At 37.6% G+C, this 14,797-nt stretch carries 13 protein-coding genes and 1 pseudogene; 11 read left to right on the top strand and 3 right to left on the bottom strand.

Annotated elements, in window-relative coordinates; genetic code table 11:
* Window positions 1-165: 165 nt before the first annotated feature.
* The 3 genes from citG to AC1PU0_RS10730 form a co-directional block, all read right to left on the bottom strand.
* The gene (citG, locus tag AC1PU0_RS10740) at window positions 166-1,053 is read right to left on the bottom strand and encodes a triphosphoribosyl-dephospho-CoA synthase CitG (protein ID WP_206848186.1); all 888 of its coding nucleotides are present in this window, start codon (window positions 1,051-1,053) and stop codon (window positions 166-168) included.
* Window positions 1,037-1,741, bottom strand: a complete 705-nt coding sequence (locus AC1PU0_RS10735) for a GntR family transcriptional regulator (RefSeq protein WP_206848187.1) — start codon at window positions 1,739-1,741, stop codon at window positions 1,037-1,039. Before AC1PU0_RS10735 ends, citG begins: the two co-directional genes overlap by 17 nt.
* Window positions 1,742-1,871: 130 nt before the next feature.
* Window positions 1,872-3,215: a CitMHS family transporter gene (locus AC1PU0_RS10730; protein WP_069655637.1), complete on the bottom strand. Its 1,344-nt coding sequence runs from the start codon at window positions 3,213-3,215 to the stop codon at window positions 1,872-1,874.
* A gap of 399 nt (window positions 3,216-3,614) precedes the next feature.
* On the opposite strand from AC1PU0_RS10730, the gene AC1PU0_RS10725 reads away from it, so the two are divergent.
* From AC1PU0_RS10725 to acnA, 11 genes and pseudogenes are all read left to right on the top strand, one after another.
* Entirely contained in the window at window positions 3,615-3,959 is a 345-nt protein-coding gene (locus tag AC1PU0_RS10725; protein WP_069655638.1) for a hypothetical protein, read from the top strand.
* 162 nt (window positions 3,960-4,121) lie between these two features.
* A pseudogene (locus AC1PU0_RS10720) lies at window positions 4,122-4,501 on the top strand (acetyl-CoA carboxylase biotin carboxyl carrier protein subunit).
* Window positions 4,502-4,545: 44 nt separating this feature from the next.
* Window positions 4,546-5,661, top strand: coding sequence for a sodium ion-translocating decarboxylase subunit beta (locus tag AC1PU0_RS10715; protein ID WP_206848189.1), 1,116 nt, complete (start codon window positions 4,546-4,548; stop codon window positions 5,659-5,661).
* Between the two features lie 36 nt (window positions 5,662-5,697).
* Window positions 5,698-5,823, top strand: coding sequence for an OadG-related small transporter subunit (locus tag AC1PU0_RS10710; protein WP_010760868.1), 126 nt, complete (start codon window positions 5,698-5,700; stop codon window positions 5,821-5,823).
* 13 nt (window positions 5,824-5,836) lie between these two features.
* Window positions 5,837-6,832: a [citrate (pro-3S)-lyase] ligase gene (citC, locus tag AC1PU0_RS10705; protein WP_206848191.1), complete on the top strand. Its 996-nt coding sequence runs from the start codon at window positions 5,837-5,839 to the stop codon at window positions 6,830-6,832.
* 13 nt (window positions 6,833-6,845) lie between these two features.
* On the top strand, window positions 6,846-7,154 hold the full coding sequence (citD, locus tag AC1PU0_RS10700; RefSeq protein WP_206848193.1) for a citrate lyase acyl carrier protein: 309 nt from the start codon (window positions 6,846-6,848) through the stop codon (window positions 7,152-7,154).
* A complete protein-coding gene (gene citE, locus AC1PU0_RS10695) occupies window positions 7,142-8,029 on the top strand; it encodes a citrate (pro-3S)-lyase subunit beta (RefSeq protein WP_206848195.1) in 888 nt (295 codons plus the stop codon). Before citD ends, citE begins: the two co-directional genes overlap by 13 nt.
* Before the next feature lies 1 nt (window position 8,030).
* Window positions 8,031-9,560, top strand: a complete 1,530-nt coding sequence (citF, locus tag AC1PU0_RS10690; protein ID WP_206848197.1) for a citrate lyase subunit alpha — start codon at window positions 8,031-8,033, stop codon at window positions 9,558-9,560.
* On the top strand, window positions 9,553-10,095 hold the full coding sequence (citX, locus tag AC1PU0_RS10685; protein WP_479998311.1) for a citrate lyase holo-[acyl-carrier protein] synthase: 543 nt from the start codon (window positions 9,553-9,555) through the stop codon (window positions 10,093-10,095). Before citF ends, citX begins: the two co-directional genes overlap by 8 nt.
* The gene (locus AC1PU0_RS10680; protein WP_206834016.1) at window positions 10,092-11,483 is read left to right on the top strand and encodes an oxaloacetate decarboxylase subunit alpha; all 1,392 of its coding nucleotides are present in this window, start codon (window positions 10,092-10,094) and stop codon (window positions 11,481-11,483) included. Before citX ends, AC1PU0_RS10680 begins: the two co-directional genes overlap by 4 nt.
* A gap of 498 nt (window positions 11,484-11,981) precedes the next feature.
* Complete coding sequence (gene acnA / locus AC1PU0_RS10675) at window positions 11,982-14,690, top strand: aconitate hydratase AcnA (RefSeq protein WP_206848198.1); 2,709 nt, start codon at window positions 11,982-11,984, stop codon at window positions 14,688-14,690.
* Window positions 14,691-14,797: the final 107 nt, after the last annotated feature.

Raw genomic sequence — 14,797 nt, 5'->3', positions numbered from 1 at the left:
CTTTAGGACACTCTATTTGCAAAATGACGTTGGGAAAGAAGTGTTTCACTCCTAGAAATAAGAGGACGTACTTCTGCTCCCAACGTCTATTCGGATTTCTTGAGACAGAGGTATGACTCGTAGAGTTATATCTCTGTTTCGTTTGTGATTGCTACTATGTAACCCTTAAAATAACCCTTCTAACCGACCAAAAAAGAAACTTAGTGCTAATAAATCAGCTGATCCACCAGGGCTAAGATTTTCACTGATCAGCTGTTGATCAAACAGAATCATCGCCTCTTCGAGATCTTTCACTGAGCAATTTAAGGAAAACATCTCTAACAATTCAGTCGCTTTCTTTTTGACCTTTTGCCATGCTATGATCCCACCGCGATTAATGACATTAGAATCTTCAGTCGTGCTCATTAAATGAAGTAACAGCAGTAGGAATAGGAGGCGTAGATCACTAGTTTGATGCTGTCTTAAAAAAGGTAAGGTTTTATTTTTAAGTGTAGGATATCCTAATTCCGCTTCGCCCCTAATCCCAACGATTCCGTGTTCTAAATACAATTTTTCACCATAACTTAATTGTTGTTTTTTAGCTAAACCACTAAAATCTTTTGAAAGTAATCCTTGTGTCATTTGCTTTACATAATTGAAAACGGTTGACGTATCTTCTTTTGAAAAAGGGATTTTAAGTTGTTGATCATGTATTATTTTTCCCGTTGCACTCAAAAGTAAAGCGAAAGAAAAATTAGCTCCTTTATGGGTATTGACACCATTGGTTTGACTCAGCATAGCCAATTCAGCTTGTGACCCGAGTGTCCGAACTTTTTCAAATAATTGTAAAGGCGTACCGTCATGAGTAGTTCCTAAATGGACATACTCACTAAGAAAGGGATCAAGGGCAGTGCTACTATCAATAAAAGTAAAATAATTCATATCTACATGTGCACCACAGCTTGTAGGATCGACCAGGCCTGGTTTAGGATATAAGGTAGCTTCATATAATAAAGCTTGTAAAGCAAATTCGCCAATTACTTTTGGGGTAGTCTTTTTATATTGTTCTTTCATTTAAATGTTTTTCCATTTCTTTGAGAATAAAAGTTTGAGAATAATCTAAATGCTCTGTAATTAATAATTTCAATTGCTCTTCTTCGTGGTTTATCATACAGTTATAAATCAACCAATGCTCTTTCAAAGCCTTGTCTCGTCGATCTTTAGAACGGATCGAGATATCTCGAAAATAAACGAGGTATTCACGTAATTTCATAACGATTGATTTTAACCGTAGCATTTTACTTTTTTCATAAATCAATTCATTGAAATCAGAAAATTTTTGTAATACCTGATCAATTTCATCGGTTTCATTAAATCGTTCTGTGTCTTCGAGCAACTCTTTCAATTCATCAAAATCCTCAGCTGACATTTCTTTCATCGCCGTGATTGTTGCTAAGACATCCAACGATTTTCTTATAGCATAAATTTCGTTGGCATCATTGAGTGAAATTCCTCGAACGATAATACCCACACCACGAACATAATCAACAAGTCCTTCTTCCACAAGCTTTTGTAAAGCATAGCGAATAGGGGTCCGACTAATATTCATCACTTCAGAAAATTCTTTTTCATTGATTCGTTGCCCGGCTGGAATTTCGCCAAGAATAATTGTTTTTCTAAATGCTTTGTAAACAAGTTCTTTTAAAGGTTCGTTTATGCTTAAATCTAAATTTTTTCCGACTGCTTCTGATAGTGAACTCATCTGATTACTCCTCTTCTGAATTAATAGTAGAAAAATAATTAACTATTTTTATTCTATAGTGCTAAGAAAAAGATCAGAAAATCGCACAATTCTTTTTATAAAATATGCGATTTTCAGTAAATAAGAATGGCTATTGTGGAATATAAAGAGGCATATGGCCAGTCAAAACAATCGTTACTACAAAGATAACGAAGATTCCTAATGCCCATTTAGCTGCTTCTTTTTGCCATTGTCCCATATCTAAACCAGTTAAACGAAGTAACAAGTAAATGAAAGCGACCAATGGACTTAACAAGTGGAATGCTTGTCCCATCAATGAAGCCAACGCCATTTGCATATCAGTAAAGCCATATGCGCGTCCTGCTTCTGCTAAGACAGGTAAGACACCGAAATAAAACCCATCATTCGAGATAAAGAAGGTACCAGGAGCTGAAATTACTGCGATTACTAAGCCCCAGAAACCAGCTAATTGATTTGGAATGATTTTTGTAAAACTTTGAGCTAATGCATCTGCCATGCCAGTCCCTTGGAAAAGACCCATGAAGACGCCCGCGGCAAAAACCAAGATAACGACTTGAACAGCATCGCCACCGTTTGCACCGATCCGTTTAGATTGATCTTTTAAAACTGGATAGTTGACCATCAACGCTACTACAGTACCAGTCAAGAATAATAATAATGGTGGTAAACCAAGACCAACAAATGAATCTGTAACAAGCAACGCAATCAATGCAATCGTTAAAATAGCATTGAATAACCAAATCTTAGGACGACGAATTGCTAATGTTTCTTCGTCTGTCACAGTGGTCATTGCATCGATTTCTTCATCTGTTAACTGTTTGATTCCAAGACGAGCACGTTCTTTTCGGCCCATAGAAGGTGCCACGATGAAGATTACATAAAGCAATGCAATGATCATTCCAGGAATGAGATAAGCCAAAATTTCAGCACCTACATTCAATACGCTCATCGCACGAGCTGTTGGCCCGCCCCAAGGAAGTAAATTCATGATCGTGTTTTGCAAAATAACCAAAACACCTAAGTTCATCAATTTCATATCTAATTTTTTATAGATAGGAATAAAAGCAGAACAGCAAATCAAGGTAGTCGTGGTTCCATCTCCGTTAAGTGAAACAGCTGCCGCAACAACGGCCGTTGCGATCAACACTTTCATTGGATCGCCTTTAGCAATATGAATCATTTTTTTCGTGATTGGGTCAAATAACCCAGCATCCAACATAATTGAAAAATAAAGAATGGCAAACAATAACATAATACCCGTAGTGGATGTTGTTTTGATTCCTTCCATAACAAAGTCTCCAATAGAGCCCTTCTTAGAAACTCCTGCAAACATTGCAATCAAAGCAAAAATCAGTGGAATCAAAACCAAAGCTGTAAACGGTGACATTTTCTTTTTCATGATGACAAACATGAAGACGATGATCATCACATAAGACAAAACAGTTAATAACATTTTTTTCTCTCCTTTAACACTAAATTCGTTTTCCAAAACAATCGGGCGTCTCTTTGTGATGTTGGGTCTACAGAAAAATAACAGTAAGGAAAAATTAGAAAGCCCTTTCTTGTTTCGTTAACAATGCTAAGTTTAATCTAAGCAAGTGGAGATAAACAGAAGCCAAGCAGAAAAAGAACACCAAAAAAACACAAATGATAGCGGTTTCTTAAAGAGATGTTAACAAGATGTTAATAAAATATTAAATGCTTGTAAACGTTGATATATCAATGTTTTTATGAGTTTTAGTCATTTTTTACTAAAGAGGAACAGTGAAAGAACAATTTTAGCTCAATGATTTCATTTTATTGTAATCGTTTTTACCTATAATGAATCCATAAACAGAAAGGATGTGAGTTCATGGGGCTATTTGAACGACTGTTTAATAAAGAGATAACAGAAACAAAAATAGAGGAAACGCCACTTTCACCTATTAGAGAAGAAAAAAATGAGTGGCAAGAAATTGCAGGATATATTCCAGTAGAAAGTGAAGAACATCAAGTTGTTTCATTGATTGCGACAGCAATAGCTGCAGGAGATCGTCCAGAAAGTACGTTCATCGTTAAACGAATTTCAAAAAGAAATCCAGAAGCACAGCTAGTTTCTGTGATCGCTACTAGCATTGCATCGGCTGATCACGCAGAGAGTCAGTTTGTTATTCAGTCTATTAAAGAAAAAAAGGCTGTTTCGTTTTTCATTATTTAGCAAAAGAAACCTTGTTGCAGATGTGTTATCTAGTTCCACGGGCTAGCTCTTCGGAAAAAAGATAAAAATTGAATGTGACAAAAAGCATCGCAGTCAATTTTTCCTATTTTTCAGTCGAGACGAAACGAGCCTATTACACTTTTAATTTTAGGAGGAAAAAAAATGTTACGTAAGTTCAAAATTTCAATCGATGGGAAAGAGTATTTAGTAGAAATGGAAGAAGTTGGCGGTGTGCCACAAGCACCGATCGCCGCACCAGTTACACCAGCAGCGCTCCAACACCTGAACCGGTCGAGCAAGCAACACCCCCAGCAAGTACACCAGCTGGAAATGATGCGATGCCATCCCCTATGCCTGGAACAATCTTGAACATTTTAGTATCTGTTGGGGACACCGTACAAGAAAATCAACCGCTAATGATTCTGGAAGCAATGAAAATGGAAAATGAAATCGTAGCTGGAAAAACTGGAACAGTCACAGGGATTCATGTCCAACAAGGTGATATGGTCAATCCTGGCGAACCATTAATTACAATCGGTTAAATAAGAAAAAAGAAGTCTAATTTTAAAAAGAGGAAGTGACGTTTGTGGAGACATTAATTGAAGGCGTAGTAGGAATGGGGCAGGAACCTGGTCGTATTGTAATGATGGTGATCGGTGGTATCTTGATGTACTTAGGTATCAAAAAGGAGTACGAACCTACTTTACTTGTGCCAATGGGATTAGGTACGATTTTAGTCAATTTTCCCAATTCGGGTGTATTAAGTGCTGGTGGAGAAGCAGGTCCGTTTCAAGTGTTGTTTGATATGGGAATTTCGACGGAGTTATTTCCGTTGTTATTATTTATCGGTATTGGGGCTATGATTGATTTTGGTCCTTTGTTACAAAATCCATTCTTATTATTGTTTGGTGCAGCCGCTCAATTTGGGATTTTCTTTACGATTATTGCGGCAGTTTTATTAGGATTTGATTTAAATGATGCTGCTTCTATCGGAATTATCGGAGCAGCAGATGGTCCAACATCTATTTTCGTTGCGAACACCTTGAATTCGAAATATATGGGCGCAATTATGGTGGCAGCTTATTCTTATATGGCCTTGGTTCCTATTATTCAGCCAGTGGCGATTAAAGCTGTTACTACGAAAAAAGAACGCAAAATCCGCATGACCTATCGTGCTGGCGAAGTATCACAAACAGCGAAGATTTTATTTCCTATCGTGATTACGATTGTCGCTGGATTGGTAGCACCAGTTTCTCTTCCATTAGTTGGGTTCTTGATGTTTGGGAATTTACTACGTGAATGTGGTGTCTTGGATCGTTTATCCGTGACAGCGCAAAATGAGCTTGTAAACATCATCAGTATTGTGCTAGGGTTAGCGATTTCAGTAAAAATGCAGTACGAAGAATTTTTACAAATTGATACATTAATGGTTATTGGTCTGGGGTTAGTTGCCTTTGTAATGGACTCAGTTGGTGGGGTATTGTTTGCTAAATTATTGAATTTGTTTAGAAAAGAAAAAATTAATCCTATGATTGGTGCTGCAGGAATTTCAGCATTTCCGATGTCTAGTCGAGTGATTCAAAAAATGGCAACAGACGAAGATCCACAAAACTTCATTTTAATGCATGCCGCTGGTGCAAATGTGTCTGGACAGATCGCGTCTGTTATTGCGGGCGGCTTGTTATTAGCGTTGCTTGCGTAGCGTTTTGAATAGAAGAAAAGGAAAGGAGCTTGGCTCATGTCAGCTGATTTATTAAAATCATTAGAACTATTAGTTTTTGGTTGGGGTGGCGTGTTTGTGGTCATTTTTGTGATTTACTTTGCGTCGTTTATGCTAAATAAATTATTTCCACCGAAAAGCTAGGAAGTGTTAAACCATGGATATCAGAAGAATTTGGCTTGATCGAGATGGGGTAGGAAAACAGCAGTGGTCAGATTTTCTGATGAAAGCTGATCTGATACCTGATGATCAGCTAGACTTTACAATCGGCATTTACGATCAGGAGAAGCTTATTGGAACAGGATCGCTTTTTCAAAATATTTTAAAATGTATTGCAATCGATTCTTCTTATCAAAATGAAAATCTGCTCTCTCGAATTGTTCAAGCATTAAGAGAACAATTGCAGGAAATAGGCTATCACCATTACTTTTTATATACAAAGCCAAAAACCAGTAAGCTGTTTCGTTCTTTAGGTTTTACTGAAATTACAGCAACAACTGAACTGGTTTTTATGGAGCAGGGATTTCCTGATTTTGAAGACTATTTAACGGAACTCAAAAAGTATCGGACAAATACGAAGGACAATGCAGCCATTGTAATGAATGCTAATCCATTTACAAAGGGTCATTTATATTTAGTGACAGAAGCAACTAAAACTGCCGAGACGGTTTATCTCTTTGTTTTGTCTGAGGAACGTTCGCTATTTAATGCAAAGACACGTTTTAACTTGGTAAAAGAAGGCGTTAGCCATTTATCAAATGTGGTCGTTTTACCAACAAGAGAATACATGGTATCCAGTGCGACCTTCCCATCTTATTTTTTGAAAGATCAGGCGAAGGCAAGTATTGCGCAAGTTCAGGCTGTTTTGGATGCCACTTTATTTAAAGAAAAGATTGCTTCTATTTTATCGATAACAACTAGATTTGTTGGAGAAGAGCCATTTTCAGAAGTAACGAAAATTTACAATCAGGCAATAAAAAAGACCTTTGGTTCCCAGCTAAATCTAGTTATTTTACCAAGAAAACAAATTGGTGAGGAGGTTGTCAGTGCGACCAAAGTACGAGCTTTAATGGAACAAGGAAATTACGCAGCAATCAAACCTCTTGTTCCACCCAAAACGTTTGAAGAAATAATCAAACAAAAAAATAAGTAACGGGGTGTATATTTTGGAAATCAAACAAAACGCATCTGCTGGTACAACTGAATCAAGCGATATTATGATTACAATTGGAAAAAACAGTGGACAAGGAATTAAAATTGAAATAGACAGCAGTGTTGAAAAGCAATTTGGACGTCAAATTCGTGAAAAAATACAAGAGACCTTGAATCATTTGTCTGTTACGAATGCGAAGGTTCAGGCAATTGATAAGGGCGCATTGGATTGTACTATTCAAGCTCGAACGGTGGCAGCTGTTTATCGCGCTGCTAATGAAGAAAATGTAGACTGGCAGGTGTTAAATACATGGAACGTTTAAGAAGAACCATGATGTTTGTACCTGGAGCAAATGCTTCAATGCTAAGAGATGCGACGTTATACGGTGCTGATTCGTTGATGTTTGACCTTGAGGATGCGGTTTCATTAAAAGAAAAAGATAGTGCACGTTTACTTGTCTATCATGCCTTGAGAACATTTGATTATTCTTCTGTAGAAACGGTTGTCCGAATCAACGGATTAGATACAGTGGGGCGTCAAGATGTTGAAGCAATGGTTTTAGCAGGTGTAGATGTGATTCGTTTGCCAAAAACTGAAACGGCACAAGATATTGTTGATGTAGAGGCAGTAATCACAGAAATGGAAACAAAATATGGCATCGCTGTTGGGACAACTAAAATGATGGCGGCAATTGAATCGGCTGAAGGTGTTTTAAATGCTCGTGAAATTGCGCTTGCAAGTGATCGATTGATCGGTATTGCGCTGGGTGCAGAAGATTATGTAACCAATATGAAAACACACCGCTATCCAAATGGGCAAGAATTATTTTTTGCCCGAAGCTTTATCCTCCATTCAGCAAGAGCGGCAGGCATCGCGGCAATAGATACAGTGTACTCAGATGTAGAGAATACAGAAGGATTTCTTGCAGAAGTTGAGTTGATTAAGCAGTTAGGCTTTGACGGTAAATCTGTCATCAATCCACGTCAAATTCCGTTAGTAAATAGTGTATATGAACCAAGTGAAAAAGAAATTCAAAATGCGAAAGAAGTGATCTGGGGGATTAGAGAAGCAGAAGCGAAAGGTTCAGGCGTCATTTCAGTTAATGGAAAAATGGTCGATAAACCAATTGTTGAACGGGCAGAGCGAGTAATTGCTTTAGCTATTGCAGCAAAATTAATTTCTGAGGAGGAAGTCTAAAATGAAAAATAACGTAGGCAAAGAAATTCCAGATAATTATGCTGAACAATATGGTTTATTCAAAGGGGAACTAGCCAATATTCGTGAATACAAAGAAGCTAGCCGTAAGATTAAACCTGTTAGACCAAGAGATACGAAGCTACTAGGTAGTTTAAGAGAAGCTATTGAAAAAACAGGATTAAAAGATGATATGACAATTTCTTTCCATCATCATTTTAGAGAAGGCGATTTTGTTATGAATATGGTTCTAAAAGAAATCGCGGCTTTAGGAATCAAAAATCTATCGATTGCACCTAGCTCCATCGCAAATGTTCATGAACCGTTGATTGAGCATATCAAAAATGGTGTAGTAACGAATATTACCTCTAGTGGATTACGAGATAAAGTTGGTGCTGCGATTTCTGAAGGAATCATGGGAAATCCAGTTGTGATCCGTTCTCATGGTGGTCGTGCGAGAGCAATTGCTACTGGCGATATCCATATTGATGTGGCCTTTCTAGGTGCACCAAGCTCAGATGCATACGGCAATGTAAATGGAACCAAAGGCAAAGCCACATGTGGCTCATTAGGCTATGCGATGATCGATGCGAAGTATGCCGATCAAGTAGTCGTAATTACAGATAGCTTGATGCCGTATCCAAATACACCAATCAGTATCCCGCAAACCGATGTAGATTTTGTCGTAGAAGTTGAGACAATCGGTGATCCAAATGGCATTGCTAAAGGAGCAACTCGTTTTACTAAGAATCCTAAAGAACTATTGATTGCAGAATATGCAGCAAAAGTGATTACGCATTCGCCTTATTATAAAAATGGTTTTTCTTTTCAAACAGGAACTGGCGGAGCAGCGTTAGCCGTTTCTAGATTTTTGAAAGACGCCATGGTCAAAGATGGTATCACAGCAAGCTTTGCTTTAGGTGGTATTACAAATGCAATGGTTGAGTTATTAGAAGAAGGGTTAGTTGAAAAAATTATAGATGTTCAAGATTTTGATCATCCATCTGCCGTTTCTTTAGGTAATTATGAAAATCATTACGAAATAGATGCAACTATGTATGCTTCGCCATTAAGTAAAGGTTCTGTGATCAATCAACTAGATACAGCAATCCTTTCAGCACTGGAAATCGATACGAATTTCAATGTAAACGTCATTACGGGATCGGATGGTGTCATTCGTGGCGCATCTGGCGGACATTCAGATACTAGTGCTGCTTGTAAGATGAGCTTAGTGATTGCACCGTTGATTAGAGGACGAATTCCGACGATCGTTGAAGAAGTGAATACAGTGGTAACACCAGGTAGCAGCATTGATGTGGTGGTGACAGAAGTTGGGATTGCGATTAATCCAGAACGTCAGGACCTAGTAGAACATTTTAAAACATTAGACGTTCCACAATTAACAATGAAAGAACTACAAGAAAAAGCCTATAGCATTGTGGATAGACCAGATGCTATCGAGTATGGGGATAAAGTAGTTGCATTGATCGAATACCGTGATGGGTCAATTATCGATGTGGTCAGAAATGTCTAAATGCTATCTACAGGGAGAAGCGATTACGTTGTTAGAAATGCTGGATGCAAGAGAAAAACGAGTAACAATTCAGCAAGAATTTTTACAAAAGTACCCTACAAGTGCTTTATTAAGCGCTACGATGAATATTCCAGGACCTGTAAAAAACAATGAGCAGCTAAGACTGGCCTTTTTAACTGTCATTAAAGAGCTAGAGTCTCTTTTTCCTCCTGAAAAAATAGCTGCTGGTAAACAACGAGATTTAAAAACAGGTTCTGAATATTATTTGGCTCTTAATGAAGCACCAGAAGAACTGAAAAGAAAAGTCATTGAAATCGAAGAAACACATCCTTTAGGGCGTTTGATGGATTTGGACGTGATTTATTTAAAGAATCATACCTGCCATTCCATCAGTCGTACGGAACTAAATTACAAACCAAGAACTTGTTTTATCTGCGAAGAAGAAGCCAAAGTTTGTGGAAGACAGAGAAAGCATAGCGTAGCAGAAATGCAAGAAACAATCAGTCAACTTATTGAGAAAGGAAAGATGAAATGACAAAAAAAATCCTTTTTACAGAAACTGTTTTGCGGGATGGTCAACAAAGCCAGATTGCCACAAGAATGCCGACAAGTGATATGTTGCCAATCATTCAAACTCTAGATGAAGCAGGCTATCATGCTCTAGAAGTGTGGGGCGGTGCAACGTTTGATGCCTGTATTCGCTTTTTGAATGAAGATCCTTGGGAACGATTAAGAGCAATTCGAAAAGCTGTTAAAAATACAAAGCTACAAATGCTTTTACGAGGACAAAATTTACTTGGTTATAAAAATTATGCCGATGATGTTGTAGAAGCTTTTGTTCAAAAATCAATCGAGAACGGTATCGATATTATCCGTGTCTTTGATGCGCTAAATGATACTAGAAATCTACAAACGTCAATTGAAGCAACCAAAAAATTCGGCGGTCATTGTCAACCAGCTATTTCCTATACGACGAGTGATTTTCATACAATCGACTATTTTGTAGGATTGACCACAGAATTGGAAAAAATGGGCGCTGACTCGATCTGTATTAAAGATATGGCGGGAATCTTGACACCAGATGATGCGTATCGTTTAGTTACGGAAATCAAAAATAAAATTCAAGTACCGCTAGAAGTTCATACACATGCAACAAGTGGAATTTCAGAAATGACCTATCTAAAAGCCGTTGAAGCAGGAGCAGATATTATTGACACCGCTATTTCGTCATTTTCCGGTGGAACAAGTCAACCAGCTACAGAATCAATGGCACTTGCATTGGAGAATTTAGGATACGATACACACTTAGACATGAAGAAAGTGGCTGAAGTGGCCGATTATTTTAATCCGATTCGTGATAAATTCAGAGAAGAAGGCTTGCTGAACCCTAAAGTGAAAGATACGGAGCCAAAAACATTGATTTACAAAGTACCTGGTGGCATGCTGTCTAATTTATTGAGCCAACTGACAGAACAAGGACTAGCGGATAAATACGAAGAAGTGTTAAAAGAAGTACCAAAAGTTCGTGCCGATTTAGGTTATCCACCGCTTGTAACACCGTTATCACAAATGGTTGGAACACAAGCCGTTATGAATGTAATCAGTGGAGAACGTTATAAAATGATCCCAAAAGAAATTAAAGAGTATGTCAAAGGACTTTATGGAAAACCCCCTGTGGCAATTTCAGAGACAATGACAAACTTAATCATTGGTGAAGAAGAAGTAATGACAGTTAGACCTGCTGACCTATTGGCGCCAGAACTTCCAACCTATGAAAAAGAAATTGAACTGTATGCAAAATCAACAGAAGATGTTTTGATATATGCGTTATTCCCACAACAGGGAAAAGATTTCTTAGGCAGAAGAGACGATCGATTTTATGATGTTCCTTTGCAAGAAGTGAGTGTTACATTGGATATTTAATGAAAAGGAGTTGTAAAATCAGACGATTTTGCAACTTTTTTTTTCGACTGTTTAAAGGATTTTTTGAAAGAAATAAATTTTTTTCATATTACATGAAAACGATAAAAGTTACTTGAAATCGGTCAAATAGTACTTAGTAAATGTTATCCGTGTTAAGGTGTTTTTTTGTTTTTTTATGATGGGTTTTAGATTAAAAAAAAATGTGAGAAATATGTTATATAGCTAATTATTATTGTGTAAATACGTTTGGAAATTGATTATACCTTTATATATGAGGATTTTTATTATATGACATAATTATGCCGTAGATATGTTAATTAATATAACTTTTCTCATCGTTAGAAAGGTTTACTTTTAAGGATTATGCCGTTATAATGGCTAAAATCAAGTCATATGTAAGATGGCCGTATAGGTTTTATTTTTGGTACAGTACATAAATATGAATTAGATTATTTAGTAAAACAAGTTCGTTTTTCTCAATCGTTAAATTTAGGAGGGATGTTTTTGATTACCAACAAAAAATCATCAAATGCTTTTTTTGAGTTGAATCATCAGATGTATCATTACTATACGCTTGCGTCATTAGAAACGGAGGGTCATTCTTTTGTTGCTAAGTTACCGTTTAGTATTCGTGTGTTACTAGAATCATTATTAAGGCAGTTAAATCACAATGGAATCACAGAAGAACATATTGAACAATTAGCCAATTGGTCCGCGAATCAGCCGAATAAAGGTGAAGTCCCATTCAAACCAGCTCGAGTGATTCTTCAAGATTTTACAGGCGTTCCAGCTATAGTCGATTTAGCCTCTTTACGAAAAATAATTGCTGATTTTGGCGGTGATCCAACCAAAATCAATCCCGAAGTTCCTGTTGATTTAGTTGTTGACCATTCAGTGCAAGTAGATGTAGCTGGAGTAAAACAAGCACTACAGTTAAATATGAAAATGGAGTTTCAACGCAATCAAGAGCGTTATCGCTTTTTAAGCTGGGCGCAAAAAGTATTTGATAATTATCGTGTTGTTCCACCTGCAACTGGAATCGTCCACCAAGTCAACATTGAATATCTGGCAACGGTTGTGACGCAAAAAAAACAAGCAGATGATACGATTTTACTTTATCCTGACACGCTAGTTGGGACGGATTCCCATACGACAATGGTCAATGCATTAGGTGTTTTAGGCTGGGGTGTTGGTGGAATTGAAGCAGAAGCAAGTATGCTTGGCGAGCCGTCTTATTTTCCTATCCCAGATGTTGTTGGTGTCCGTTTTGTGAATGAACTATCACAAGGTGCTACAGCGACAGATCTAGCCTTAAAGGTAACGCAAGTGTTAAGAAAACAAAAGGTTGTCGGTAAATTTGTAGAATTCTTTGGTTCAGGGTTAATTAGTTTAAGCTTGGCCGATCGAGCAACTGTCGCAAATATGGCACCCGAATATGGCGCGACCTGCGGTTTTTTCCCTGTAGATGATGAAACAATTCGTTATCTGCGACTAACAGGAAGAGAAGAACAGAACGTAGCGGTAGCTGAACGTTATCTAAAAGAAAACCAATTATTTTATGATCCAAAAAACGATCAAGAACCTAATTATACAAAGGTGATCGAAATCGATCTAAGCGAGATAGAAGCCAACCTTGCTGGCCCAAAACGACCACAAGATTTGGTCCCGCTATCTGAAATGAAAACAGCATTTGAACATGCGGTGAAAGCGTCAACTGGATTGCAAGGCTTTGGTCTCACAGAAAAACAGTTGACAGAAAATGTGACGTTAGAGTTAGAAGGAGAACGGCATCAATTAAAGCCTGGAGCAATTGCAATTGCAGCGATTACTTCATGTACGAATACCTCGAATCCATTCGTTATGTTGAGTGCAGGCTTAGTAGCTAAAAAGGCTGCATTGCTTGGTTTAAACGTACCAAATTATGTAAAAACGTCTTTAGCTCCAGGTTCAAAAGTTGTGACAGCCTATCTAAAAAAAGCAGGTTTACTGCCTTATTTAGAACAGTTAGGTTTTCATCTTGTTGGGTATGGTTGTACGACTTGCATTGGTAATTCGGGAGCATTGAAGCCGGAAGTCGAAGATGTAATCAAAGAAAATGATTTATTAACTGCGGGTGTTTTAAGTGGAAACCGTAATTTTGAAGGACGTATTCATTCTTTAGTGAAAGCTAATTATCTGGCATCTCCGCCACTGGTTGTTTTATATGCACTTGCTGGAACAGTCGATATTGATGTATTCAACGAACCAATTGGAATTGGAGAAAACGGTATACCAATTTATTTCAATGATATTTGGCCGTCCAGAGATGAAATTCAAGCATTGATCGACGAATGTGTTACGCCCGAACTTTACCAAGCAGAATATGCACGGGTTTTTAGTGACAATGAAGAATGGAATCAGATTGAAACGAACGATGAACCTTTGTATGGCTGGGAAGAGGAATCAACCTATATTGCAAATCCGCCCTATTTTACGAAAATGACAAAAGAAAGAGAACCGAGAAGACCTTTGAAACGATTAGCTGTCTTAGCGAAGTTTGGCGATTCAGTTACAACTGATCATATTTCGCCAGCTGGAAGTATTCAAAAAAATAGCCCTGCAGGTCAATATTTGATTGATAGAGGCGTTGAGGTCCGCGAATTTAATTCTTATGGCGCCAGACGTGGCCACCATGAGGTGATGATGAGAGGAACGTTAGCTAACATTCGTATTCGTAATCAATTGGTTCCAGAGGTAGAAGGTGGCTATACGATCTTTATGCCAACGAACGAAAGAATGGCGATCTATGATGCTGCGATGAACTATCAAAAACAAGGAACAAAACTTGTGATTTTAGCAGGTGACGATTATGGTATGGGTTCTTCAAGAGACTGGGCGGCTAAAGGAGTGCAGTTACTTGGTGTCGAAGTTGTGATTGCCAAAAGTTATGAACGGATTCATCGTTCGAATTTAGTAATGATGGGTGTATTACCATTACAATTCAAACCAGGTGAAGATGCGGATAATTTAGGTTTAACAGGAACTGAGTTATTTGATATTGACATTGATGAAACAAAAGGGATTTTGGATACGGTAAAAGTAACTGCGAGTAAGTCAAATGGAGAAGTAATTGAATTTGAGACAGTTCTTCGTTTTGATTCAGCAGTTGATATCACCTATTATCAACATGGTGGGATTTTACCGATGGTCATCCGTAAAAAACTTTAAAATGATCGTTAAAACAATTAAAACATAATAAAAAGCCTGTTTTGCCATCTAGTGTCTAGCGATACAGGCTAAAATTTCGGGAAGTAGAAAAATATGAATGAGGCAAA

This window comes from Enterococcus sp. XAF26B05_ASV22 (assembly GCF_056727285.1).
This window is presented reverse-complemented; position numbering and strand designations above follow the sequence as displayed.